At 50.7% G+C, this 25,161-nt stretch carries 27 protein-coding genes, 1 tRNA gene, 1 pseudogene and 1 riboswitch; of the genes and pseudogenes, 18 read left to right on the forward strand and 11 right to left on the reverse strand.

The features are described 5' to 3' along the window. The first annotated feature begins 9 nt into the window (after positions 1-9). From AC1RVX_RS05980 to AC1RVX_RS05990, 3 genes and pseudogenes are all read left to right on the forward strand, one after another. Positions 10-198 (forward strand): DUF7706 family protein, encoded by a 189-nt coding sequence (locus tag AC1RVX_RS05980; RefSeq protein ID WP_493215653.1) that lies wholly within the window; start codon positions 10-12, stop codon positions 196-198. A 17-nt stretch (positions 199-215) separates the two neighbouring features. Next, positions 216-392, forward strand: a complete 177-nt coding sequence (locus tag AC1RVX_RS05985; RefSeq protein WP_493215654.1) for a hypothetical protein — start codon at positions 216-218, stop codon at positions 390-392. Continuing rightward, positions 358-1,422 (forward strand): annotated as a pseudogene (locus tag AC1RVX_RS05990) (recombinase family protein); the annotation flags it as partial. The gene AC1RVX_RS05985 and the pseudogene AC1RVX_RS05990, both read left to right, overlap by 35 nt. 267 nt (positions 1,423-1,689) lie before the next feature. Here AC1RVX_RS05990 and AC1RVX_RS05995 read toward each other — a convergent pair. Next, the gene (locus tag AC1RVX_RS05995) at positions 1,690-1,818 is read right to left on the reverse strand and encodes a hypothetical protein (RefSeq protein ID WP_493215655.1); all 129 of its coding nucleotides are present in this window, start codon (positions 1,816-1,818) and stop codon (positions 1,690-1,692) included. A gap of 88 nt (positions 1,819-1,906) precedes the next feature. Further along, a tRNA-Met gene (locus AC1RVX_RS06000) sits at positions 1,907-1,983 on the reverse strand. Between the two features lie 127 nt (positions 1,984-2,110). On the opposite strand from AC1RVX_RS06000, the gene AC1RVX_RS06005 reads away from it, so the two are divergent. Continuing rightward, positions 2,111-2,680 (forward strand): NUDIX hydrolase, encoded by a 570-nt coding sequence (locus tag AC1RVX_RS06005; protein WP_493215656.1) that lies wholly within the window; start codon positions 2,111-2,113, stop codon positions 2,678-2,680. Positions 2,681-2,749: 69 nt separating this feature from the next. Here the strand turns inward: AC1RVX_RS06005 and AC1RVX_RS06010 are convergent, their stop codons facing one another. After that, positions 2,750-3,952: an ammonium transporter gene (locus AC1RVX_RS06010; protein WP_493215657.1), complete on the reverse strand. Its 1,203-nt coding sequence runs from the start codon at positions 3,950-3,952 to the stop codon at positions 2,750-2,752. A 188-nt stretch (positions 3,953-4,140) separates the two neighbouring features. On the opposite strand from AC1RVX_RS06010, the gene aat reads away from it, so the two are divergent. From aat to AC1RVX_RS06035, 5 genes are all read left to right on the forward strand, one after another. After that, on the forward strand, positions 4,141-4,857 hold the full coding sequence (gene aat, locus AC1RVX_RS06015) for a leucyl/phenylalanyl-tRNA--protein transferase (RefSeq protein WP_493215658.1): 717 nt from the start codon (positions 4,141-4,143) through the stop codon (positions 4,855-4,857). Continuing rightward, positions 4,854-5,585, forward strand: a complete 732-nt coding sequence (locus AC1RVX_RS06020; RefSeq protein WP_493215659.1) for an arginyltransferase — start codon at positions 4,854-4,856, stop codon at positions 5,583-5,585. Before aat ends, AC1RVX_RS06020 begins: the two co-directional genes overlap by 4 nt. A gap of 99 nt (positions 5,586-5,684) precedes the next feature. Next, a complete protein-coding gene (locus tag AC1RVX_RS06025) occupies positions 5,685-6,731 on the forward strand; it encodes a quinone-dependent dihydroorotate dehydrogenase (RefSeq protein ID WP_493215660.1) in 1,047 nt (348 codons plus the stop codon). Positions 6,732-6,775: 44 nt separating this feature from the next. After that, positions 6,776-7,819 carry an aldo/keto reductase gene (locus tag AC1RVX_RS06030; RefSeq protein WP_493215661.1) on the forward strand — a complete coding sequence of 348 codons (1,044 nt, stop codon included), beginning with the start codon at positions 6,776-6,778 and terminating at the stop codon, positions 7,817-7,819. A 142-nt stretch (positions 7,820-7,961) separates the two neighbouring features. After that, a complete protein-coding gene (locus AC1RVX_RS06035) occupies positions 7,962-8,303 on the forward strand; it encodes a hypothetical protein (protein ID WP_493215662.1) in 342 nt (113 codons plus the stop codon). Between the two features lie 98 nt (positions 8,304-8,401). Here the strand turns inward: AC1RVX_RS06035 and AC1RVX_RS06040 are convergent, their stop codons facing one another. Further along, a complete protein-coding gene (locus AC1RVX_RS06040; RefSeq protein ID WP_493215663.1) occupies positions 8,402-9,346 on the reverse strand; it encodes a peptidylprolyl isomerase in 945 nt (314 codons plus the stop codon). A gap of 280 nt (positions 9,347-9,626) precedes the next feature. On the opposite strand from AC1RVX_RS06040, the gene AC1RVX_RS06045 reads away from it, so the two are divergent. After that, positions 9,627-10,118 (forward strand): hypothetical protein, encoded by a 492-nt coding sequence (locus AC1RVX_RS06045; RefSeq protein ID WP_493215664.1) that lies wholly within the window; start codon positions 9,627-9,629, stop codon positions 10,116-10,118. An 83-nt stretch (positions 10,119-10,201) separates the two neighbouring features. On the opposite strand, the gene AC1RVX_RS06050 is transcribed toward AC1RVX_RS06045, so the two are convergent. From AC1RVX_RS06050 to ribB, 3 genes are all read right to left on the reverse strand, one after another. Then, positions 10,202-11,125 (reverse strand): class I SAM-dependent methyltransferase, encoded by a 924-nt coding sequence (locus tag AC1RVX_RS06050; RefSeq protein ID WP_493215665.1) that lies wholly within the window; start codon positions 11,123-11,125, stop codon positions 10,202-10,204. Positions 11,126-11,402: 277 nt separating this feature from the next. Next, positions 11,403-11,603, reverse strand: coding sequence for a hypothetical protein (locus tag AC1RVX_RS06055; RefSeq protein WP_493215666.1), 201 nt, complete (start codon positions 11,601-11,603; stop codon positions 11,403-11,405). 43 nt (positions 11,604-11,646) lie between these two features. Continuing rightward, positions 11,647-12,330 carry a 3,4-dihydroxy-2-butanone-4-phosphate synthase gene (ribB, locus tag AC1RVX_RS06060; protein WP_493215706.1) on the reverse strand — a complete coding sequence of 228 codons (684 nt, stop codon included), beginning with the start codon at positions 12,328-12,330 and terminating at the stop codon, positions 11,647-11,649. Positions 12,331-12,436: 106 nt separating this feature from the next. Beyond that, a riboswitch (FMN riboswitch) is annotated at positions 12,437-12,618 on the reverse strand. Between the two features lie 647 nt (positions 12,619-13,265). Here ribB and AC1RVX_RS06065 point away from each other — a divergent pair. The 7 genes from AC1RVX_RS06065 to cobA are packed head-to-tail and all read left to right on the forward strand — an operon-like array spanning position 13,266 to position 20,053. After that, positions 13,266-14,039 (forward strand): sulfite exporter TauE/SafE family protein, encoded by a 774-nt coding sequence (locus AC1RVX_RS06065; protein WP_493215667.1) that lies wholly within the window; start codon positions 13,266-13,268, stop codon positions 14,037-14,039. A gap of 49 nt (positions 14,040-14,088) precedes the next feature. Further along, positions 14,089-15,795: a nitrite/sulfite reductase gene (locus tag AC1RVX_RS06070; RefSeq protein ID WP_493215668.1), complete on the forward strand. Its 1,707-nt coding sequence runs from the start codon at positions 14,089-14,091 to the stop codon at positions 15,793-15,795. A gap of 29 nt (positions 15,796-15,824) precedes the next feature. After that, positions 15,825-16,346 (forward strand): DUF934 domain-containing protein, encoded by a 522-nt coding sequence (locus AC1RVX_RS06075; RefSeq protein WP_493215669.1) that lies wholly within the window; start codon positions 15,825-15,827, stop codon positions 16,344-16,346. Continuing rightward, on the forward strand, positions 16,343-17,056 hold the full coding sequence (locus AC1RVX_RS06080) for a phosphoadenylyl-sulfate reductase (RefSeq protein ID WP_493215670.1): 714 nt from the start codon (positions 16,343-16,345) through the stop codon (positions 17,054-17,056). Before AC1RVX_RS06075 ends, AC1RVX_RS06080 begins: the two co-directional genes overlap by 4 nt. 12 nt (positions 17,057-17,068) lie before the next feature. Next, complete coding sequence (gene cysD, locus AC1RVX_RS06085; RefSeq protein ID WP_186949290.1) at positions 17,069-18,004, forward strand: sulfate adenylyltransferase subunit CysD; 936 nt, start codon at positions 17,069-17,071, stop codon at positions 18,002-18,004. Next, the gene (locus tag AC1RVX_RS06090; RefSeq protein ID WP_493215671.1) at positions 18,004-19,320 is read left to right on the forward strand and encodes a sulfate adenylyltransferase subunit 1; all 1,317 of its coding nucleotides are present in this window, start codon (positions 18,004-18,006) and stop codon (positions 19,318-19,320) included. Before cysD ends, AC1RVX_RS06090 begins: the two co-directional genes overlap by 1 nt. Before the next feature lie 16 nt (positions 19,321-19,336). Continuing rightward, entirely contained in the window at positions 19,337-20,053 is a 717-nt protein-coding gene (cobA, locus tag AC1RVX_RS06095; RefSeq protein WP_493215672.1) for a uroporphyrinogen-III C-methyltransferase, read from the forward strand. Between the two features lie 17 nt (positions 20,054-20,070). Here the strand turns inward: cobA and AC1RVX_RS06100 are convergent, their stop codons facing one another. From AC1RVX_RS06100 to lptF, 4 genes are all read right to left on the reverse strand, one after another. Next, entirely contained in the window at positions 20,071-20,835 is a 765-nt protein-coding gene (locus AC1RVX_RS06100; RefSeq protein ID WP_493215673.1) for a substrate-binding periplasmic protein, read from the reverse strand. An 83-nt stretch (positions 20,836-20,918) separates the two neighbouring features. Beyond that, a complete protein-coding gene (locus AC1RVX_RS06105) occupies positions 20,919-21,290 on the reverse strand; it encodes a sirohydrochlorin chelatase (RefSeq protein ID WP_493215674.1) in 372 nt (123 codons plus the stop codon). Then, positions 21,290-22,423, reverse strand: a complete 1,134-nt coding sequence (lptG, locus tag AC1RVX_RS06110) for an LPS export ABC transporter permease LptG (protein ID WP_493215675.1) — start codon at positions 22,421-22,423, stop codon at positions 21,290-21,292. Before lptG ends, AC1RVX_RS06105 begins: the two co-directional genes overlap by 1 nt. Continuing rightward, positions 22,420-23,553, reverse strand: coding sequence for an LPS export ABC transporter permease LptF (gene lptF, locus AC1RVX_RS06115; protein WP_493215676.1), 1,134 nt, complete (start codon positions 23,551-23,553; stop codon positions 22,420-22,422). Before lptF ends, lptG begins: the two co-directional genes overlap by 4 nt. Positions 23,554-23,603: 50 nt before the next feature. Here lptF and AC1RVX_RS06120 point away from each other — a divergent pair, with 50 nt between their 5' ends. After that, complete coding sequence (locus tag AC1RVX_RS06120) at positions 23,604-25,112, forward strand: leucyl aminopeptidase (protein WP_493215677.1); 1,509 nt, start codon at positions 23,604-23,606, stop codon at positions 25,110-25,112. Positions 25,113-25,161: the final 49 nt, after the last annotated feature.

A 25,161-nucleotide genomic window follows, 5' to 3' on the forward strand; every position in this document is an offset into this window, starting at 1 on the left:
AGGATAAATATGAAAATCATCAAACTGATTACTTACCTCAACGAAGACCAGGCGCAGGCCATGGCTCAGTTTCTGAAGCGCGCCAAGTTGTGCGATTTCAGAGGACTAGCTGTCAGTGAGCAAGAAACCTACATGATGCAGGAGGCGGCAATAAAGATTGCCGCTTCACTGGCTGATAATGGTTTTAACCCCAGGTAATTTACTATAATCCAAGAATGCTAAAGACTCAAAATCCGCAAGCCTGGCAGCAGCTCATCAAGTTGCTGGCCGAGCAAATCACAGACAGTATTTTGTCGGGTGGTGAGTCGGGTACAGACTTGCGTGATAATCTTTGCAATCAACATACTGCAGAAAATTATGCGCGCAACCCTATACGCCCGATACAGCACTGACAAACAACGCGAATCATCCATAGAGGATCAGGCCGGACAGTGCCGACGCCTCGCAGAAGCTGAAGGTTTTACCGTCGTCTCCGTCCTGGGTGACGACGGCATTTCAGGGAGTACCCCCGTACAACAAAGACCCGGTGGCGCACGGCTGTTAGCCGACGCGCTGGCCGGGCGTTTTGAAGTCCTGGTCGTGGAAGGTCTCGACCGGCTTTCACGCGACCAGGTAGAACAGGAAAGAATCGTCCGTAGGCTGGAGCACCAGGGCATCATTATCCTGGGCGTGTCAGATGGCTATGACAGCCGCATGGGTGGCCGTAAGATCATGCGCGGCGTCCGGGGCTTGATTAACGAGCTGTATCTGGACGATTTACGCCATAAGACCCATCGCGGCCAGGCTGGCCAGGTTGGCCGGGGCTTTGTGGCCGGTGGTAAGTCTTACGGGTATGACATCGTTAAATCAGATGCCGGTAGTACCTATGTTATCAACCAGGAGCAGGCGGGCTGGGTGCGTTTCATCTTTGAAAAACACGCTGAAGGTGTCAGCGCCCAGCGGATCGCGGCCATGTTGAATGAAAAACGGGTGCAATCGCCCAGGAATGGTACCTGGGCTGTCTCTGCTATTTATGGTTGTGCCAATAAGGGCAGCGGCATCCTGAACAATGAATTGTATGTAGGCCGCTACGTCTGGAACCGGTCACAATGGGTAAAAGACCCGGATACGGGCCAGCGCCAGCGGATCAGCCGCCCAAAGGATGAGTGGATCATTACGGAGGTGCCGGATTTGCGTATTGTGGACCAGCGCGTCTGGAATAGTGTACAGACGCGCTTGTCTGGCCATCGGCTGCGTGGTGGCCGTGGCTCCGGATCGCCTGCGCGTACCTTGTTTGGTGGCCTGATGAAATGCCCGTACTGCGGCGGGGCCATGATCGCGGTGAATACCCGGTTGTACGGTTGCAACAATCGCAAGGACCGGGGTGAAAACGTCTGCAAGGGCATCAATATTTCTCGTGAATTGACAGATAAGCGACTGGTTGCGGCCATTCGTGAAGAATTATTGTCGCCATCTGCGTTGGAAGAGCTGCAGGCTCAGGTTCAAAAGAACCTTATTGAGCGCAAGAAGATGGAGGCAACCGGCTTATCATCCGGCAAAGCGCGCATGCGTGAGCTGACTGAGGAAATCACACGCCTGGTGGACGCCATCGCGGCCATCGGCCTGTCTGATGCTTTAAAAGCACGTCTGATCGCTGCTGAAAATGAGAAAAAACGTATTCAAACCGAAATTGACCAGGTCGCCGGGCCATCAGCGCAAGCCAATGCGAAAGAAGTGCAGGGACGTATCAAGCGTATTCTGATGGATTTGCAAGCAACCCTGGACACTGATACCCAGCGCGCCCGTAAAATCATTGGTGACTTGTTTGGTGATATCCATATCCTGAAACAGGACGACGGTATCTACGCTACATACGACAACGCCACCGAAAAACTGCTGATCGCAGCCGGTGGCGCATCGTCTAATGTGGTTGCGGGGGCAGGATTTGAACCTACGACCTTCGGGTTATGAGCCCGACGAGCTGCCAGACTGCTCCACCCCGCGTCTGAAGAATGAAACTATACATTGTTTTGCTGCTCTGCGCAATCCTTTTATGGGATTCGGACTATTGCGGTAGTTGGGCGGACAGGTGTTACACTCTGAGGATTCGCCAATTTCCACTCTTTTTCTCATGAAATTCTGTTCTGAATGTGCGTCCCCAGTCGTCTTGCGAATTCCTGCCGATGACACCCGTGAACGTTATGTCTGTCCGGCTTGCGGCACTATCCACTACCAAAACCCAAAGATGGTGGTTGGCTCTATTCCCGTATGGGAAGAAGATGGCGTAACCAAGGTCTTGTTGTGCAAGCGGGCGATTGAGCCGCGTCTGGGTTTTTGGACCCTGCCTGCCGGTTTTATGGAAAACAATGAAACCACTTCACAGGCAGCGCAGCGCGAAACGGAGGAAGAAGCAGGTGCCAATATCAAGCTGCATGAACTGTTCTCGATCCTGAACGTGCCACATGTACATCAGGTACATTTGTTTTATCGCGCCACCTTGCTTGATCTGGATTATGTGGCGGGTGTGGAAAGTCTCGAAGTGGCGTTATTTTCTGAAGAACAAATTCCGTGGGAAGATATCGCCTTTCCGACCACGACACACACGCTGAAATTTTTCTTTGCCAATCTGGCGCAGGTAAAACAGGGTGGTCAATATGAAGTGCATGCGCATGATATTTTTAAGCCCATACGGCACGGCTAATATGCACAACTGAAACTGGTATAAGTATAAAAATGGGCGATTTGAATTGATCGCCCATTTTTTTCGTCATCACCAACTGGTTTCTCGTTCCGCCGTCGATGAGATTTTATGTATCGACAAATCTGCGCCTTCAAACTCTTCTTCTGGCTCCAGGCGTATACCTATGACCTTTTTCAGGCTGGCATAGATGACATAACCGCCAACAAAGGCAATCACCACGCCCATGGTCGTACCCAACAGTTGCGACATGAAACTGACGCCACCCAGGCCGCCCAAAGACTTCATGCCAAAGATGCCGGCAGCGATACCGCCCCAGGCACCGCACAGGCCATGCAGGGGCCAGACACCCAGGACATCATCTACCTTCCATTTATTCTGGGTCCAGGTAAACATCCAGACAAAGATGGCACCAGCAATACCACCGGTGACCAGCGCGCCAAGCGGATGCATGAGGTCAGAACCGGCACACACAGCCACCAGGCCAGCCAGCGGGCCGTTATAAACAAAGCCGGGGTCATTCTTACCCATCAAGAACGCCACCAGGGTGCCGCCGACCATGGCCATGAGGGAATTAATGGCAACCAGGCCATTCATTTTATCCAGCGTTTGTGCGCTCATGACGTTGAAGCCGAACCAACCGACCGTCAGTATCCATGCGCCCAGAGCCAGGAAAGGAATACTGGAAGGCGGATGGGCAGCAATGGCACCATTTTTCATATAACGGCCACGGCGTGCCCCCAGTAGTAATACAGCAGGCAAGGCAACCCAGCCGCCAAACGCGTGTACGACTACCGAACCAGCAAAGTCATGAAATTCTTCAGAGAATGCAAGTTTCAACCACGCCTGTACGCCAAAGCGCTGGTTCCAGGCGATGCCTTCAAAGAAAGGGTATAAAACCCCCACTAGCAAGGCCGTGGCAATCAACTGCGGGTGAAATTTTGCCCGTTCTGCAATACCACCTGAGATAATGGCGGGTATGGCGGCAGCAAAGGTCAACAGGAAAAAGAACTTGACCAGTTCAAAACCGTTTTTGGCAACCAGCACCTCAGCCCCGGAATAGAACTGTACGCCGTAGGCGACGGTATAGCCGACAAAGAAGTAAGCGATGGTAGATACAGCAAAATCAACAAGAATCTTGACCAGGGCATTGACCTGGTTTTTCTTGCGTACGGTGCCTAATTCCAAAAACGCAAAGCCGGCATGCATTGCTAGAATCATGATCGCGCCAAGCAAGATAAACAGTGCATCAGCGCTACTATTTTGTGCAGTCATGCAAAAATTCTCCCAATAAAAGTGCAGATTTATATAAATGGCGCACCAATAAAGCAAAATACGTTCCAATTTAGTGCAAATTGATAAGTGATTGATTTAATGAAGAATTTGAATTTGAATGATTTAATGAGACATGTGTCTGCACTAAAAAATGGCGTCTTCTTGGTGCATCGTGATGGGATGGCAACGTGATCCCCTGGCTGGAAGCAGATAGCCCTTTCCCCCACCCCAGCGCGGCGCTGACAGAAAAAGACGGTGCAGCCGGCTTGCTGGCAGCCGGAGCCGATCTGTCGGCCAGTCGCCTGTTGTATGCGTATAAGAATGGCATTTTCCCCTGGTTTTCTGAGGGGCAGCCGATACTCTGGTGGTCTACCGACCCGCGTATGGTGCTGCAGGTGCAAGACTTCAAGGTATCCGCCAGCCTGAAAAAGCGCCTGCGGCAGGTCAGTAAAGACGCCCGCTGGCAGGTGCGCTTTGACACCGCCTTTGAACAGGTCATGCGCGCCTGTGCCGCGCCGCGCAAAGACAGAGAAGGCACCTGGATTTCTGAAGATATCGTGGCCGGTTATTGTGATTTGCACAAACAGGGATACGCTCATTCGGCAGAAGTATGGCTGGATGGTGAGCTGGTAGGTGGTGCATATGGCGTTTGCATAGGGCGCATGTTCTATGGCGAGTCCATGTTTGCCAGGGTTACGGATGCGTCTAAAATCGCCCTGGCCCACTTGGTGTTTTTCTTGCGTGAACATGACGTGAAAATGATAGACTGCCAGCAAGAGACGGGACATTTGGCATCTCTGGGCGCAAAACCGATTGCACGAAGCGAGTTTTTGCGCTGGCTTGAGCATGCCACTGTTTTGCCCGCCATTACGAATTGGACCATCACCAACAAGATCAGTCTGTGACCCAACTTAACGAATTACCCTTCGCCAGCATACAGTTTTATGCGACAGCGCCCTACCCTTGCAGTTATCTGGAAGGCTTGCAGGCGCGTTCGCAAGTGGCTACGCCTGCACATCTGATCAACGCGGATGCGTATTCAGAACTGGTGAAGAGTGGTTTCAGGCGCAGCGGCATCTTTATCTACCGGCCACATTGCGATAACTGCCAGGCGTGCACGCCAGTCCGTATTCGCGTGGAGGAATTTGAAACCAACCGCAGCCAGCGCCGTGCCTGGAAAAAACACGGCAACCTGACTGCGCGCGTCACCAGCCTCAGTTATGCACAAGAACATTATGAGCTGTACCAGCGCTATCAGGGTGAACGCCATGCCGGTGGCGGCATGGACCATGACAGTCGCGATCAGTATGCGCAGTTTTTGTTGCAAAGCCGGGTGAATACCCGTTTGGTGGAGTTCAGGGATGAACAGCAAGTCTTGCGCATGGTCAGCATTATCGATGTGCTGACGGATGGCCTGTCATCGGTGTATACCTTTTATGACCCGGATGATGCCTCGGCGTCTTATGGCACTTACAATGTACTATGGCAGATTGAACAAACCCGGTTGTTAAAGCTGCCGTACGTATATCTGGGTTACTGGATTGCGGCCAGCCCCAAGATGGCTTACAAAACCAATTTCCGTCCGCTGGATGCACTGATGCAGGGGCGCTGGCAAACATTGCGGGAACTTTAGCACTATCGGACAATTGATACCGGCCACTGCATACAGTCCTCACCGTATCAGCATTAGCAACACCACTATTTTTTCACCTATTCTTCCCTTCATAACTTCATGCCCGCGAAACTTCTTTATTCCCTGGTCCGCCCTGCCCTGTTTGCAATGGACCCGGAAAACGCTCATCACCTGACCTTACCCGCCCTACAACGCGCCAGCAAACTGGGCCTGGGCGGCATGCTGGGCAGCAAACCCACCGACGATGTGCACACAGTCATGGGTGTGCGTTTTCCCAATCCGGTTGGTCTGGCCGCTGGCCTGGACAAGGATGGTGCCTACATTGATGGTCTGGCCGCTCTGGGTTTTGGCTCGATTGAAATCGGCACCGTTACGCCACGTGCACAAGCTGGCAACCCCAAGCCGCGCATGTTTCGCCTGCCACAGGCAGAAGCTATCATCAACCGTATGGGCTTCAATAATGGAGGTGTGGATGCCTTTGTCAGCAACGTACAGGCATCACGCTTTTATCAGGACAAGCAAGGTGTACTGGGGCTGAACATAGGCAAGAATGCCGACACCCCAATAGAACGCGCAGCCGACGACTATCTGCATTGTCTGTCCAGGGTCTATCCTTATGCCAGTTATGTGACAGTAAACATCTCTTCGCCCAACACCAAGAACCTGCGTCAGTTGCAGGGGGCCAGTGAACTCGATGCCTTGCTGTCGCAATTAAAGGAAGCCCAACTACGTCTGGCGGACGAGCACAAGCGCTATGTGCCAGTTGCGCTTAAAATTGCACCGGATATCGATGCGGAACAAATCAAGACCATTGCCGAAGCCTTGTTGCGGCACAAGCTGGATGGTGTCATTGCCACCAACACCACGATTACCCGCGACGCGGTACAAGGCTTGCCCCATGCTGAAGAAGCAGGCGGCCTGTCGGGCAAGCCAGTGTTTGAGGCATCCAATCGTGTCATACGTGCCTTGAAGGCAGAACTGGGAAATGAATTGCCCATCATAGGTGTAGGCGGGATTTTCTCCGGTGCCGATGCGGTGACGAAAATGCAGGCAGGTGCCGCACTGGTTCAATTGTATTCTGGCCTGATTTACCAGGGCCCGGCATTGGTCAGAGAATGTGCCGACGCGATACGACTAAGCAAATAGACCAAGCAAATAGACCAAGCAAATAAGTTCAGATGAAAGCAAACATGAAAAAAGTATTTTTGGGCGACAGCCAATTAAATGTAAGCACAATCTGCCTGGGCACAATGACCTTTGGTGAACAGAATACCGAAGCGCAGGCGCATGAGCAGCTGGATTATGCGCTGGAACGCGGTATCAATTTTATCGATACCGCAGAAATGTATCCTGTCATGCCACGCGCCGAAACCCAGGGCAGGACGGAACAATATATAGGCAGCTGGCTGAAAAAATCCGGCAAGCGCAGCGATGTCGTACTGGCGACCAAGGCTGCCGGCCCTTCGCGTGGCATGAACTGGATGCGCAATGGCGAGACGGATCTGAATGAAAAAAACCTGCGTGCTGCAGTAGAAACCAGCTTGCAACGCTTGCAGACTGACTATATCGATCTGTATCAATTGCACTGGCCCAGCCGCAATGTTCCCATCTTTGGTCAAAAGCAGTTTAACCCAGAACTGGAACGCCCTTGCACCGCCATTGCAGATACTGTGGCCGCCTTGAATGCACTGGTCAAGGAAGGCAAGATCCGCGCTTTTGGTGTGTCAAATGAGAGTGCCTGGGGTGTCAGCGAATTTGTCAAACAAGCCGACCTGCAGGGTGCACCACGTATCGCCAGCATACAAAATGCCTACAACCTGGTGAACCGTGCTTTTGAACAGGGTCTGGATGAAACCTGTTACCGCGAAAAAGTTGGGCTGCTAGCCTATAGCCCACTGGCCTTTGGTCAACTCAGCGCCAAATACATAGACAATGCCCAGGCATCTGGCCGCCTGACGTTGTTCCCACCTAGCTGGAGCCCGCGCTACCTGCGTGCCAGCGTCTTTGCTGCCAGCAAGCGCTATGCAGAACTGGCACGTGCCAACGGCTTGACACCCAGTCAGTTGGCGCTGGCCTGGTGCTATTCGCGCTGGTTCGTCGCCAGCACTATCATCGGTGCGACAAATCTGGTGCAATTGAAGGAAAACATTGATGCACTGGAAGTCAGTCTCAATGATGAGCTGATAGCGGGAATCAACGAGATTCATGCAGAGCTTCATAATCCCGGGCAATAAATAATGTAGAGGTAAATGGCTATCCGCCGGGCAGCAGGTAGCGCCCCCTGTTGTCTAATGCCCGGCGAATTCGATGAATTTAGCGTAGAATGAAGTTGCAATTGCAACAAACGCCTATTGATCCTTTTACCGGAGAACCGAGATGTCCCAATTGCGTATTACGATCATCAAACTTGCCGTCTGCATCCTGGCCATTATGGGATTGTTGATGACATTTGCATACAGCGCCTTTCCTGGCGCTTCGTTGTTCAAGATGGCGTATTTCTCTGTCATCATCATCGTTGCCGTTCTTGCCATGGGGGTTGTCAGTGTGTATATCACTGGCGAATTCAAGCAATGGAGTCTCAACAAGGGTGCAACCGATACCGGCTGGCTTTGGTTTAATGCCGATCCATCTGGACTGGAAGCGATGAGAAACGGGGTTGATGTCACTACCCTGTCTGCCAAAGCAAAACAGGCAGACACGCCAGACCAAAACGCCTGACCAACATCATCGCGGCAAAGTAAAAATGCAGGCCAGAAATTTTTCTGGGCCTGCATTTTCGTTTGCCTCTTTAACCGACCAGGCTCACCGCAAACAGCTTATTTTTGTGCGCGTACCGGCACAGGTACATTGCACAGATCAATATAGCCCGCCGGTACCTTGTACCAATCACCGCCACGGTTTCTTTGTGCTTCGACGATGGATTTGAATGTCGCTGTATCGGTACGTATAATTTCCAGCTTGCTGCGTTCTGCTTCGGGTACATCAGCCGCAATCTTGATGGATTTGATAGGCGTGCGCTCTTCGGCTTTTTCATAAAAACCAAGATTGCCTTTACCACGCGGCAGCGTCGTCAACAATTCCATGCCCTGCATGACACGACCGACCACGGTAATATTTCTGTCCAGTTGTCTTGGTGCATGGCCAGTGACGACGTATAGCGAGGTGCCATCACCACTATTCGATTCTGTACCACGTGCGACACCTACGGTGGCATAACAGTGTGCCAGCCATGCTGTGCCTGCCTTGGGATCACGCCCAGCCGGAAAGCCATTCGCATGCCCGACTTGCGGGGCAAAACCATCAACATCAGGCAAACGGGTGAAGGGCATGCTGGATGGATATTTGACAGTAAATTCGCCTTCCAGCTGACGCCTGGCTGTTTTCACCTCCCGTTTTTCATCCGGGTCTGCCCATTGCGCAACATAATTTTCTTGTGAGCGCACGATGGCCAGGCCATCGAAATAGCCCTCACGTACCAGTGCCTTGATGTTTTTCGCATGATTGGGTGCAAAATCGGGTGCCAGCTCGATCACGACACGGCCCTTTTCCAGTTCCATGTACAGAGTATTGTCCGGATTCAAAGGACGCCAGTCTGTAGGGCTGGAAGCCTTGATCAAATCCGGCACCGTCTGTTTTGATTTAAGCGGTGCCGCCTTGACTGTGGCAGGCTTTGCCTGAGCCACCCCGGATACCATGAGAGCGGCAACAAGATGGGTAATCAGTAATTTTGGGGCAGATGGAAAAGCAAAACGCAAATGCATTGTTTGACTCCAGGTAAGAAGCAGAAAATAAGGCAACAACAAGGATTTCAGACCATACGTGAAGGAAATAGTTTCACCAATATACAAATAGTATATTGGCAATGTAAAATCACTGGGTTTATTTACATGTTATTTTTTGCAAGCCTGGCTTGTTATATTGCAAAAATCTGGTGTCCTGGTACAAGCTTGCTGATGAATTTCATTTATTACGGAGGAGCCCCAACCTTGAACCTCTGCTCTAGCAAGCAATGCCTTTGTCGACCACTGAACGACTCTACAGATGATGAATAACAAAGCTCCAGAAAACGGCGATTTTGCTGCTTATCTAAAAAATTTAGATAATTTAAATAAGCAAGGCCAAACCAATATTTCAAATGTTTTGTCAGATCCGGCGACAAGTACCACTCTGCCTGCCTTTCCCCGTCCACATAGTGAGAACATAACGGATCAGGATTTGACTGAGCTTCCGCCCATATCAGACGATGATTTGCTAAAGCAAGCCCTGGCATGCGAAGGAGACAGCAATGAATATAATCTCGATGAAAGTGTGGAAGACCTGTCGAATGACGGCGGCTTGGTAGTACAGGTCCGTTCGCATGATGCCCCAAAAACAGTACAGGCGGACTTGGCATTTCTTGGTGACCACGCACTGGAATTAGCAGATCAACCGACGCCAGAAGAACTCAATGACTTACCACCGATTACTGATGACGAGCTGATACAACAGGCACTGGCAGATACCGGAGACAATGAAGATATTTCTTCTGAATGAACCTGTATCATCAAAGAAAAAGAGCCCGCATTTGAATGAACAAAAATGAGCAAATGCAGGCTCTTTTAGATTTCCAAAACTACTTAGCCATATGCCAGCGACAAATGACTGGCACGTGTCGATGCGGTGGATTTGACTTCCACACGCATGGAATTCTGCAAGGATGCGATAGAGCCACCAGCACGATACTGAAAGCTGACTTGCAGAATATCGCCCTCTTTCACTGCCACTGGCAGTGCCACCGGCAAAGCCATATAGTTATTGAGCCAGTCTATGGTGGATGAGGTTTCCATTAACACCGCCAGGATGTTTTTGGTGACAAAACGCAGCGCACTGACTGTACCTGCACGTTCTATGGTGAAATTGCCTTCCCAGCGAATTTGTAATTCATTGTCTTGATTGAAGTCGATAATGCTGTACAAGGCTGGCTGCGCCAGTTCCACGGTATCAGCTGAAAAAACACCAGCTTGCTGGAACTGGATAATAGGTGCCTGGTAACCAGAGAAATCATAGGTCTGCTGCAAGGGCTGTACTGCCATGACCACCGCTTCAGGGATGAATATAGGCAGCGGACCACCAAACTTGGCCATATAACGTTTCTTAAAGTTTTCGATGCATTCAACCTGTTTTTCGCGCAACATCGCAACGTGTATCATCTCGCAGATGACAACATCGACAGGCTCTGGAGGCAGGTATTCAAATGCATCGGCATGGATAACTTCAACCTTTTCACCATACCGGTTCATGGCCAGCAAACGTCTTGCCTCATCCACCATGTCCGGATTGAACTCGACACAATAAACCTTGGAAGCAGCCTGTGCAGCAAACCAGGACAGCACACCAGTGCCGCCACCCAGCTCCAGCACCTTGGCACCTTCAAAAACCTGGCGTCGTATTGCCGCCTTGAAGTTATCCATACGGTTTAAATCCATCAACATGTTGTGATGGTATTGCAAGGGAATAAACTGACCGAGGTAGCAGCTCTCTGCCTCACGTTCGTTCAACATGGTAACTCCTTCGTTTCCTGGTTTCATGGTGTGGCTGCCATCTGGTAAGTGCTACAGGACAGTCAATTTTTCGCCAGCAACAAACAATTTTTAAAATCGTTTTGTGTGCGGTCTGAGAAACTGATTATCCTTGGCTTATGAAGAAGCGAATCGTGGAGTTGAACGAAAAACTGGCGTCATTTCTTGCTTATGGTAAAGATATAAGCATGCCATTTGCCGACGAATTAACTTTATGCAAAGAAGCAGGCGCGTGCAAGTAGATTTACAGGAAACGCCGTCAATCTTTCTTTGGCTTTTCGCAGCGGGCATCGCGGTAAGCGGTAGTCAGTTGTTCCCAGCCCTCGCCTGGTGAGGTTTGGGAACAGACTACATGGGTATTCAGTTTACTGCGCCATTTATACCAGGCGGCTGGCTCAGCATACGCGAGTGTGATGGTCGACAAAATTGCCAGCAATAGCAGATTCCTGAGTAAATTCATGACCGTCACCTCTGATATTAACTACGACTTATATGTCCCGATTTTACACTCTGGTTTGAGCACGGTAGCGCGCCAACTCATCGATCGTCAGGACTACCATATCATGGGTGACTGCATATTCGATGATTTGTTCACCCTTAGCCATGCTGCCGTCAGCATTCATCAATTCACATAAGACTGCTGCTGGTAACAAGCCTGCCATTTGTGCCAGATCGACTGAACCTTCAGTATGACCCCGCCGGCTGAGAACGCCACCGGGTGCAGCCCGTAAGGGAAACACGTGACCAGGGCGGGCCAGATGTTCTGGCCTGGCATTTGGGGCAATGGCAGTCAGTATGGTGGTGACACGGTCAGCGGCAGAAACGCCCGTGGTTACGCCCTGTCTGGCTTCTATAGAAACGGTAAAGGCCGTGCCATAACGGCTTTCGTTGTTGCTGACCATGGGAGGTAAATCGAGTTGTTGTAACTTGTCGTCAGTCAGGCACAAACAAACAATGCCACTGCAATCACGTATCAGTCTGGCCATGGATTCAAGCGTTATTTTTTCGGCAGCGACGATAAGATCTGCTTCGTTTTCGCGGTCAAAATCATCCATGAGCAACACCGGGCGACCGTTACGCAGGTCTTCCAGCGCTCTGGGCAGGCGTTGTTCGAATGGACTGAGGGAAAGCATTTCCGGTTCGGCTGAACTGGAAGAAGGATGGGTAATAATGGTATTCAACATAATGAAACGCTCCGGCAAAAGTAAATGTGCAAAAGACGTTTCAGGGAGTAAAAAAACGAATAGCCAGACACAAACGCCCATGGTCCTGACCATAGGCATTTTGTATGAGGCGCATCTTCTCTCATCCGGACTATGACCGTCGGCCCTGGAATCACACCAGATCTGCTGACCTTGCAAACAGGTTCAGCTATTTCCTGAACCTGCCTTTGATGCAAGCGCTCGCGGGCTTGTTCACAGTTGCACTGTGATTTTACCGCCGGTGGGGAATTACACCCCGCCCTGAAGACGTACAACCTACCGAGTTATTCGGCATGTTGATTATACGTAAAATTTTAAATCCTGACTGATTGCACAGGAAACAACCCCATTTTGAGTGACATTTATCAATCGAATTTCCCGTCACAATAGGCACAAGCCATGCGTTTGTTTTTCAAAAAACATCAGTACGCAGAATTGTTAAAAATGTTGTCGTAAATAGCTGGCATTTCCATGCGGCAACAGCTAAGCTAATATTTGAAGGCCTAAGAACCTGTTCACGATCTGTAGCGAGCGGACGTCAGCGGGGTAAGGGTAACTAAGCGCAGCGCAAAAAGCGGAATGTACTCTAGTACATGAGCATTTTGAGCAGCGCATGAGCTCCGATCACGCCCGCGCAGTAAGATCGTGAACAGGTTCTAAAGCCTTCTTGCACCAGCAAACGATTAACACTCACGAATGCTGGTTTCCAATGTCATTCAGGCAAAAAACATGTCAAAAACTCAGGCTTTCCTGTTTAAATTATCTTTTAAATAATTTGTTTGCAGTTCATGAATTACACTAAAGACAATATCAGGCTAGCGATTTTGTATATGTCAAATACGTATATAAGCAAATGAATAGTAAGTAGTTTGGAATATAGCCTGGATTCATTACGATGCACCTACTTTGCGCGAGGCGATATGACTTTAACCTATATATTTTCGGGATTTGCTGTTGGCACCCTGGTCGGCTTGACCGGCGTAGGTGGTGGCTCGCTCATGACTCCCTTGCTTACCCTGCTGTTTGGTGTCTCACCAACAGTCGCGGTAGGAACCGACCTCGCCTTCGCTTCGATCACCAAAGCCACTGGTACCTTCACCCATCGCCTGCGCGGCACAGTTGAATGGACTGTGGTGCGCTTGTTATGCATTGGCGCCTTGCCTGCTGCTGTCATTGCCACCTTGTTTCTCAAACATTTTGGCGCGCTGGACAAAGAAATTGGTCAACTCATACGTTATTCCATCGCTGTATCAGTGTTATTGACCGTGGTTGCATTGCTGTTCAAAAGCAAGATGCTGACCTGGCTAAACAAGCATCCTGAAAAACAATTGCATGGCAGAAATTTGGCTGCTGCAACTATCGCCGCTGGCGCTTTGTTGGGAACGCTGGTGACCATTTCGTCCATTGGTGCCGGTGCCATCGGTGCTACCTTGCTGGTTATGCTGTATCCCCGGATGTCTGCTGCCCACATTGCTGGTACTGATATCGCCTATGCCGTACCATTGACCGCCATTGCCGCTTTTGGACACTGGTGGCTGGGTTCAATAGACTGGGTCTTGCTGGGTAGTTTGCTGATTGGCTCCCTGCCTGGTATCACCCTGGGTTCCATGGCAGCACGTGCCGTACCTGAAAAATTTTTACGTGGCTTGCTGGCAACCACTTTGACTCTGGTTGCCGCCAAACTTGTCTTCTAACTGTATTTGTTATCGCGTACTTACACGCGCATTTTATGGGTAATTAAAGATGTATCGTTACGACCAGCACGATCACCAAATCATTAAAGAACGTATCGTACAATACCGCGATCAAGTAGCACGTCGCCTTTCTAATGAATTGACAGAAGAAGAATTTCTGCCCTTGCGTTTGCAAAACGGTTTGTACAATCAGCGGCATGCCTACATGCTGCGCGTTGCCGTACCTTACGGCATGCTGTCGTCGAATCAGATGCGCAAATTTGCCCATATTGCCCGCGAATACGACCGTGGCTATGGTCACTTTACTACCCGCCAAAATATCCAGTACAACTGGATCAACCTGGAAGATTCACCCAAGATTCTGGAAGAATTGGCGAGTGTAGAAATGCATGCCATCCAGACTTCCGGTAATTGCATGCGCAATATCACCTCGGACGAATTTGCTGGCGTTGCGGCTGACGAAGTGATAGACCCACGTCCTTATGCCGAAATTTTGCGTCAATGGACTACCTTCCACCCTGAATTCGCGTACTTGCCGCGCAAGTTCAAGATCGCCATCAATGGCGCACTGGAAGACCGTGCTGCGATTGCGGTACATGATATTGGTCTGACCGTGGTACACAACGAAGCTGGCGAAGTCGGCTTCAAGGTCATGGTTGGCGGCGGTATGGGTCGCACGCCTATATTGGGTAGTGTGATTCGCGAATTTCTGCCCTGGCAGCACGTGATGACCTATCTGGAAGCGATCCTGCGTATTTATAATCAGCACGGACGACGCGACAATAAATATAAAGCACGCATCAAAATTCTTGTCAAAGCCATTGGTGCAGATGTATTTGCCAAACAGGTTGAAGAAGAATGGGCCGATATCAAAGATGGTCCGGGTACGCTGACGCAGGAAGAATTGCAAAGGGTGGCCTCGTACTTCAGTACGCCTGCATACCTGAGCTTGCCAGCAAGCGACGCAGCCTATGAACAGCACAAGACAGACAACAAGGCATTTGCCAACTGGATCAAACGCAATGTCAAACCGCACAAGGTCGCTGGTTACGCAAGCGTGGTTTTGTCCTTGAAAAAACCCGGTGTTCCCCCAGGTGATGCGACAGCTGGCCAAATGGATTTTATGGCTGACCTGGCAGACCGTTATAGTTTTTCAGAACTGCGCGTCACGCATGAGCAAAATATTGTGCTGTCAGACGTACAGCAATCTGCCCTGTTCGCCTTGTGGCAAGAAGCGAAAGCCCAGGGATTGGCAACACCCAACGTTGGCCTGCTGACCGATATGATCTGCTGCCCGGGTGGCGATTTCTGCTCACTGGCGAATGCCAAATCGATCCCGATTGCACTGGATATCACCGACCGTTTTGCCGATCTTGATTATTTGCATGACATAGGTGATCTTGAATTGAATATGTCTGGTTGCATCAATGCTTGCGGCCATCACCATGTAGGCAATATTGGCATACTTGGCGTGGACAAAGACGGCAGCGAGTTTTATCAAGTATCCATCGGTGGTGCACAAGGTAATAGTGCAGCCATAGGCAAGATCATAGGTCCATCTTTTTCTGCTGGCCAAATGCCGGAAGTGATAGAACGCATCGTTCAGGTCTATATACGTGACCGCATTGAAAATGAACGTTTCATCGATACGGCACAACGCCTGGGTATAGCGCCGTTCAAGGAATTTGTCTACGCAACACCGATCAAAACGACAGAGCATCATGGCGAAGATGCCGGTTCTGTCGTCAGTTACTGAATTACTAGGGTTCATTGAGAAAGTGCATTATGCGAGAAATCATTAAAGACAAAACCATAGTAAGCGACGACTGGACAGTATTGCGCCTTGCGGAAGATGAAACACCGGATGCTGTCAGCGTACCCGCTGGCAAAATTATCGTGCCGTTGAAGGTTTGGTTATTGCAGCGCGAAAGTCTGCTGCAACGTACCGACCTGGCAGTCTGGTTCAGCAGCGATGAGCAGGCCAAGGATTTGAAAGAGGATATTGGCAGATTCAGCCTGCTGGCTGTGGATTTCCCTAAGTTCTCTGATGGCCGTGGTTATTCCATCGCCTACAATTTGCGTTCACGCCTGGGTTTCAGTGGCGAGTTGCGTGCCATAGGCGATGTCTTGCGCGACCAGTTGTTTTACATGCAGCGCGTAGGCTTTAATGCCTTTGCCACACGTGAAGACAAGAACATCCATGATGCCATCAAAGGCTTGACTGATTTTTCTGAAAAATATCAGACATCCTGGGATGAAAAGAACCCATTGTTCCGCCGCGCGGAACGCAGTGGAGCACAAGTATGAATGATTTCCAGGAACGTCTTGCCGCGACCCGGGCTACGCTGAACAAGATTGCCGCTGAATACGCACCAGCCGTGTTTGCCTCCAGCCTGGCAGCCGAAGATATGGTATTGACTGACCTGATTTTACGCAATAAGCTTAACATCACGATTTTCTCATTGGAAACTGGACGCCTGCATGCAGAAACCTTGGGCATGCTCGATAAAGTCAAGGAAACCTATGGTACAGAAATCAAGCTGTTCAAGCCTGATGCCGCCGCTGTAGAAAATTATGTCAGCCAAAATGGTTTGAATGCCTTTTACGATAGCGTGGAAATGCGTAAGGAATGCTGCCGCATACGCAAGGTAGAACCATTGAAGCGTGCCCTGGCAGGCAACAAGGCATGGGTTACCGGACAGCGCCGTGCCCAGTCTGCTACCCGTACCGAATTGGCTGTGCAAGAAGACGACGCAACACATGGCCTGCAAAAGTTCAATCCTTTGGCGGATTGGTCAGAAGAAGACGTTTGGCACTATCTTAGAAGCAACAATGTGCCTTACAATCCTCTGCATGACAAAGGTTATCCATCAATAGGTTGTGAGCCCTGCACCCGCGCCATACAGCCAGGTGAAGATGTCAGAGCAGGTCGCTGGTGGTGGGAAAACCCGGACTCAAAAGAATGCGGGCTGCATGTAGTCGATGGCAAACTGATCCGAATTAAACAAGCTGTCTGAAGAAGAAAAATCATGAATACTGTCGTGGAAAACCATTTTATTGATGCTGCGAGCAATCGCCACCTGGATTGGCTGGAATCGGAAGCCATCCATATCATGCGCGAAGTCGCGGCCGAATGTAGTAACCCTGCGCTGCTGTTTTCCGGCGGCAAAGACTCCATCGTCTTGTTGCGTCTGGCAGAAAAGGCTTTCCGCCCGGGTAAATTTCCCTTCCCGCTGGTGCATATCGACACTGGCCATAACTTCCCTGAAGTGATCGCCTTCCGTGACAAACGCGTGGCTGAACTGGGTGAACGCCTGATCGTTGGTTCGGTTGAAGAATCCATACGTCGCGGCACAGTACGCCTGCGCAACCCTGCAACCGACTCACGCAATGCTGCACAAGCCGTGACCTTGCTGGAAACCATTGCTGAACATAAATTTGATGCCTGCATAGGCGGTGCCCGCCGCGATGAAGAAAAAGCCCGCGCCAAGGAAAGGATATTTTCTTTCCGTGATGAATTCGGTCAATGGAATCCAAAAGCACAACGCCCAGAATTGTGGGATCTGTATAACACCCGCGTTCATGCTGGTGAAAACATGCGCGTGTTCCCAATCTCGAACTGGACCGAACTGGACGTCTGGCAATACATCGCCCGCGAAAAGCTGGAACTGCCACAAATTTATTTTGCCCATGAACGCCAGGTCATCCCCCGTAATGGATTGCTGGTGCCGCTGACTGACCTGACGCCACCACGCGCCGGTGAAACGGTAGAAACCCAGATCGTACGCTTCCGCACTGTCGGCGATATCTCTTGCACCTGCCCGGTATCATCTGATGCGGCAACTGTGGAAGCCATCATTGCCGAAACAGCGATTACCCAGATTACCGAACGTGGCGCTACCCGCATGGATGACCAGACATCCGAAGCATCAATGGAAAAACGTAAAAAAGAAGGATATTTCTAATGAACGCCGTAGAACAATTGACTGCCGCCGTTGGTAGAGAACGTGGCCTCTTGCGCTTCATCACGGCTGGTTCAGTGGATGATGGCAAAAGCACTTTGATCGGTCGCCTGCTGTTTGACAGCAAGGGTATTTTTGCAGATCAGCTCGACGCCATTTCGCGCGCCAAACATAAACGCACTGTGGGTGACACGATAGACCTGTCCCTGCTGACAGATGGACTGGAAGCTGAACGCGAGCAAGGTATCACTATCGACGTGGCCTATCGCTATTTCGCCACACCAAAACGCAAGTTCATCATCGCCGATACACCTGGCCATGAACAATACACGCGCAATATGGTGACTGGTGCTTCAACTGCAGATGCGGTGATCATCCTGATCGACGTTTCCAAGGTCAAACTGAATGATGATGGCAGTGTGGATTTGCTGACACAAACCAAACGCCATTCCACCATTGCCCATCTGCTGCAGATAGAACACGTGATTGTTGCCGTCAACAAGATGGATCTGATCGACTATGATCAGGTCGTGTATGACCGCATCATCGCTGCCTATCAGGAATTCGCTACGCAACTGGGTCTGAGAGACATACGCCCCATCCCATTGTCTGCCCTGGCAGGTGACAATGTGGTGACTGCCAGTGACAAGCTGGCCTGGTACAAGGGACCAACCCTGATTGAATTGCTGGAATCCTTAAGCGTATACGACGCCTGCCACGACGAACCTTTCCGCTTCCCAGTGCAACTGGTGGCGCGCCACAATGGTCATGAAGCGAATGATTTCCGTGGTTATATGGGCCGTATTGAAGCTGGCAAGGTCAGCAAAGGTGACAAATTGCTGGTGCAACCTGGTGGTCAGGTTGCCACAGTTAAAGATATCCTGACGCTGGACATTTCACTTGATACTGCGGTGGTTGGTCAATCAGTCACCATCTTGCTGGACGAATATGTGGACATTTCACGCGGTGACATGCTGGTGGGTGTAGATCGTCCGGCAACCCTGTTGAAAACCGTGAATGCCGATTTGTGCTGGCTGTCAGAAGATGCGCTGGATATCCGCCGCAAATACTGGTTGAAACACACGACCCGGCAAATCGCCGCCAGGGTCACTGCCATCGATACCCTGCTGGATATCAATACCCAGGAACGCCGCCCGGCAGACAGCCTCAAACTGAATGATATTGCGACTGTGACGCTGAATGTCGCCCAGGCGTTGGCTGCAGATGATTACCGGGATCTGCGTTCCACTGGTGCCTTTATCCTCATCGATGAAGTGACTCATCAAACGGTTGCCGCAGGCATGATACGTCTTGGTTAAACTGGTGAATTCAGTAGTGACCGCAACCACAGGCAAGGTCTATCTGATCGGCGCCGGCCCAGGTGCCGCAGATCTGATTACCGTACGAGGTGCCCGTTTGCTGGCAGCAGCAGATGTGGTGCTGTACGATGCATTAGTCACGCCTGAAATGCTGGATCTGTGCCCGCAGGCTGTCAAAATACCGGTAGGCAAACGTAGCGGGCAACGCTCTGCTGCGCAAGAACATATCAATCAGCAAATGCTGGAATCAGCCGCACAATATCAGCTGGTGGTGCGCCTCAAAGGGGGTGACCCCATGCTGTTCGGCCGCGCAGACGAAGAACTGACGGCGCTGGAAACAGCTGGAATTGCCTATGAAATAGTCCCTGGCATTACCACTGCGCTAGCCGCTGCAGCCAGTGTACGTCAGCCACTGACCAAACGAGGTATCGCCCGTAGCGTGGCTCTGTTCACGTCGAGTACGGCGCCTGGCGAAAGTACCGACACGCGCATACCTGAATGCGACACTCTGGTGCAGTATATGGGGGGTAAGGAAGCCATGATGACTGCCCAGCGTATGCTGGCAGCCAATTTCCCTGGCAATCTGCCTGTGATCATAATCGAAAACTGCAGCCGTCCGGATGAACGCAGTCTGTCCATGAGCCTGGATGAACTGGCCAAAGGCTTGCCCGGCAGTACCGGACCTGTATTGGTGATGATGGGTGAAGCAATGCGCTCACGTGCATCCTCCTGAGAGACTATCCACTTATTTCAAGGTGGCAATCTGACACCCAGCTTGCGCGCCATCGATTGCAAAGCGCCACCTGCCCTTAACTGCTCATACAATTCATCATAACGATTGTGCAGTTGTTCACAGGACGTATTTTTGCAATATGCCAGATAACCGTCCTGTGTGTCCATATAGGGTTCCAGCATCTGTAGCTCATTGTTGATGCCCATGGCCTTCATGGTGGCTTCAGCATTGCGTACATTCGCTGCCAGAAAATCCACCCTCTTTGCTGCCAGCATGTTCAAGCCATTGGTGAGCGTGTTGGCAAGCACGGGCTTGATGCTGGCACGCTGACTTTCGAATTGCGGACCATATACCCAGCCATTGATGACAACCAGCCTGTGACCAGGAATAGCGGTGTAATTGCCATCCCACCGCACTTCCATAGTTTTGCGTATGTAGAGGACCATCAGGTCACGATAAAAGGCCCTTTTTGCGAAGATAAATTTACCTTCTCTTTCGGCAGTCTTGTATGGACCCACAAGTATTTGCGCCTGTTCATTTTCAACCATCCATTGCGCCCTGGCCCAAGGATAGATTTCAAACCTGATGTCGTCACCATTCTGCTTCGCCAGTGCACGCAAAATATCCACACCCAGACCGGTAAATTCACCGCTGGCATTACGTTCGAATACATTGGCAAACTCTGTCCCTACAGCCAATACCTGAGCGGCATGACTGTCAGGAGTTGTCAGATTCAATAATGTAAATAACAGGAATGTCAGTACCGATTTCAGCAATGCCATATTTATATAGCCCCTGAGGTCAAAATATTTGTGGCAGAAAATTGCTACAAATCATATCTGCTTACAGCATGAAAAACGGGGAATTACAAAGCGCCCAAACAATAATCGCGGATAGCAGACAAAACACTTTCATCTTCCCCGGCTGCATTGACGAGTTTGAATTCGAGTGCCGGATGACTGGCACGCAGTTCGTCCACCAATATAGGCAAATCACGCAGCACATGGCCCCCCTGTCCCAGAAATATCGGTACCAGTGTGATTTGCTGGCATCCTTCTGTCACCAGGCTGGTAACTAGCTCAGGCAGTGATGGCTGCATGAATTCAAGAAAAGCCAGTGCTACTGTCGTGTCGGGCAAACTATCCTGCGTCATTTTTTGCAAGCGCTGGAAAGGTTGCGCCCATCTGGGGTCACGTGCACCGTGGGCGAACAGTATCATTGCCGATTTCATTGCCATTAATTTCTTTCCACGTAACGCAAACCCATAGCGGCAATCACCAGAAACAACACACTGGGTACCAGCGCCGTCACCGGTGCCGGCCAGGTATTAAGCAGGCCCACATGTGAAAACAATGCATTGATAAGGTAAAACACCATACCTATCATGATACCGCTGAATATCTTCAGACTGACACCGCCACTTCTGACATGCAGATAGGCAAATGGTAAAGCCAGCGCCATCATCACCAGTACCGCAAACGGGTAGGTAATCTTTTTCCAGAAGGCGATTTCATAGCGTTCGCCATCTTGTTTATTGTCTGCCAGATGTTTGGTAAATGCAGCAAGATCAGTGGCAGACATGCGGTCAGGGTCAGCAAACAGGACGGATAAAATGTCCGGCGTGACTTCTGACACGATATCGCGGCTATCCAGCTTCTGGCTTTTCACCGCAGCGATGTCTTCACTGGTCAGGGTTTTGGGGAAAGATGTCTCGGTTACGTCAAACAAGCGCCAGGTATTCTTCTCCAGGTATTCAGCATCTGTCGCGGTCACTTCACGGGACAGGTGGAAGTTTTTGTCAAATTCAAATATCCGGACACCCTTCAAATGCCGGTTTGGCAGTATCTCTTTAACGTTCAGGAACAATGAACCGATTACTTCACCGGTCAGTCCATTTTCCCGTACCAGATCCTTGGTCCACAAGCCGGTACGAAATTCCTGCGCCAACGCTTCACCGATGGCATTGAGTTTGATTTTCTCCGCAAATTTGCTTGATACCGGGGAAATCACTTCGCCAAACAAGAAAGTCAGCAACACAAACAGCATACCTATCTTCAGCAGTATGCTGCCAGCCATCATGGTGGACATGCTGGATGCGCGCATGATGGTGAATTCGGAATTGGAAGCAAATTGCGCCAGCACGTAAATGGTACCGATCAAGACTGCAATCGGCATGAATTCATAGATATAGCCTGGCCAACCCAACAAGACATACAACACCGCATGCTTGAGCTGGTACCCCCCTTTGTTGACAGAAGATTGCAATTCCGTCACCAAGTCAAAAAACGAGAACAGGGCCAGCAATGCCAGCATGACGAATAACACGGCGCGTAAAATTTCCACGCCAAAATATCTTTGTAAAATTTTCATGCTGGACACTTTTCTTTGCCGCGGAAGCTCGATTTGCAGCGGGACCACAACACTAGCGGATGCCAGCGGCTATTCACTTTCAAACGCCATAAGAACAAACCAATGACCAGTATGGTGAGCGCCAAATGGTGCGGCCACCAGGCCATGGCAAAAGTGCTGCGTTCCTGCACCACCAACGCCTGCAAAATGTTCGTAACAGCCAGGTAAATCACTACCAGCAGCAATGCCACGATCAGGTTGGCCGAGCGGCCAACGCGGGGATTGACATAACCGAGGGGAATAGCCAGCAGCAGCAATACCGCACACATGACTGGCAGGGAAATACGCCACAACAATTCCCCCATTCTGGTACTGTCAAGATTTTCCAGCAAAGCCATCAGCGGCATGGATTTGGCCGACTTGTCGCTGGCCACCGCAGCATTCTGGCTGGATACCAGTACACCATATTTTTCAAACTGCATCATCTGAAAATCAGGGGCAGTTGGTGCACCGTCATAACGGCGCCCCTGGCTCATGACCAGAAATTTGTCGCCCAGCTTGTCGATTTCTATCATGCCTTCCTTGGCAACGACGATGCTGGAACGGCCATCCTTATAGGTATTGATGAAGATGTTCTGGACTTTGCTGAGGTCACCAGCCACTTCTTCGACAAAGAAAATCCGGTCTGACGAGGCTGATTCCTGAAACTTGCCGGGCGCCACCTTGGCGATATCCGAGCGTTTTTCAAAGCGTTCCCGGAATTCCACACTTTGCTGGTTAGCCCAGGGGGTGACGATAAAACTCAGCAAGCCGGTCAGAATGATAAGGGGAGCCCCAAACCGTACCACCGGCGCGATCCACTGCGTCAGGCTCAGGCCCGAAGCAAACCAGACCACCATTTCAGAATCCTGATAGCTACGGGTGACCACCAGTAGTACGGAAATAAAGCCCGTCAGCAACAGCAAAATATGCATGTTCATGAGGGCGGTAAAGGCAATCAGGGCCACCACATCGGACGACGCAACTTTACCTCCTGCCGCATGTCCAAGGATTTTAATGAGCATCACGGAGATCGTGATGGTGAATAACGTAGTGAAGACTGCGCCTGCGGCACTGTTTAATTCACGTCGAAGCGCGCGCTGAAAAATCATGAGTAGGATTATAATGTCTGTTTTACGAGACTTACAAAGAGGAGTAATACGTGGACTTTAGCATAAAAACAATCGACGCAAAAAGTGCCTCGACCGCCCATAAAGCAATTAAAACCGGCTGTATCGTAGTCGGTGTGTTCGAAAACAAGAAACTTTCCACTGTTGCAGCAAGCCTGGACAAGGCTGGCGACATCGCCGCTGCCCTTAAATCTGGTGATATTACAGGAAAACCAGGCACTTCTCTGTTGTTGCGTAAAGTAGCCGACGTCGCCGCCGAACGCATTTTGCTGGTAGGTTTGGGTGAAGAAGCTGCCGCTGTCAGCGATAAAGCCTTTAATCAGGCAGTACAAGCTGCCGCCCGCGCACTGGCTGGTCTGGGTGCAAATGATGCCGTTCTGGCCCTGCCAGCAGTCAAGGATCGTGACCTGGGCTGGTCTGTTCGTTGTGCCGTCCTGGCTTTCCGCGAAAGTATTTTCCGGGCTGATGCACTGAAAAGCAAGAAAGACACCTCTACTGCCGGTGTCAAAAAAGTCGCATTTGCAGTCTCTGCTGCAGAAGCAACTGCTGCCAAACATGCCTTGTCACAAAGTGAAGCCCTGGCCAATGGCATGGATTTGACCAAGGAACTGGGTAATCTGCCACCGAATATCTGCACGCCTACTCATCTGGCAAATACCGCCAGGAAAATCGCGACCGAGTACAAAATGATTGTTGAAGTGCTTGATCGCAAACAGATACAAGCCCTCAAAATGGGTAGTTTCCTGTCTGTGACCAATGGCACGGTAGAACCACCGAAGTTCATCGTACTCAAGCACAATGGCGGCAAAGCCAAGGATGCGCCAGTTGTCCTGGTTGGCAAAGGCATTACCTTTGACTCCGGCGGTATTTCGCTGAAAGCCGGTGCTGGCATGGATGAAATGAAATACGATATGGGTGGTGCAGCCTCCGTATTGGGCACCATGCGCGCCATTGGTGAAATGAAGCTGAAGCTGAACGTCATCGCCGTCATCCCTACTTGCGAAAACATGCCATCCGGCAGCGCCACCCGCCCTGGCGATATCGTCACTTCCATGTCTGGCCAAACCATCGAAATCCTGAATACGGATGCCGAAGGCCGCCTGATCCTGTGTGACGCCCTGACTTATGCTGAACGCTTCAAACCGGCAGCCGTGGTTGACGTGGCTACGTTGACTGGCGCTTGTGTGACTTCCCTGGGCCACCATAATTCCGGTCTGTTCACCCGCCATGACGACGCGCATGACAAACTGGCTGCTGAATTGCTGGCAGCGGGCAAGCAAACTGGTGATACCGCATGGCGCATGCCTATCGAAGAAGCCTATAACGAGCAACTGAAATCCAATTTTGCCGATATGGCGAATATTGGTGGCCCGGCCGGTGGCAGCATCACCGCAGCTTGCTTCCTCGAACGCTACACCAGGAAATACACCTGGGCCCATCTGGATATCGCTGGTACAGCCTGGAAATCTGGCGCAGCCAAAGGCTCCACTGGTCGCCCAGTGCCTTTGCTGACCACTTTCCTGATCAACCGCGCAGGCTGATCTACACGGCGTTTAGGGCTGCAATATAGCTTAGAAATAAACAGAAAGG

Source organism: Undibacterium sp. GW821-FHT11B02 (genome assembly GCF_058808955.1).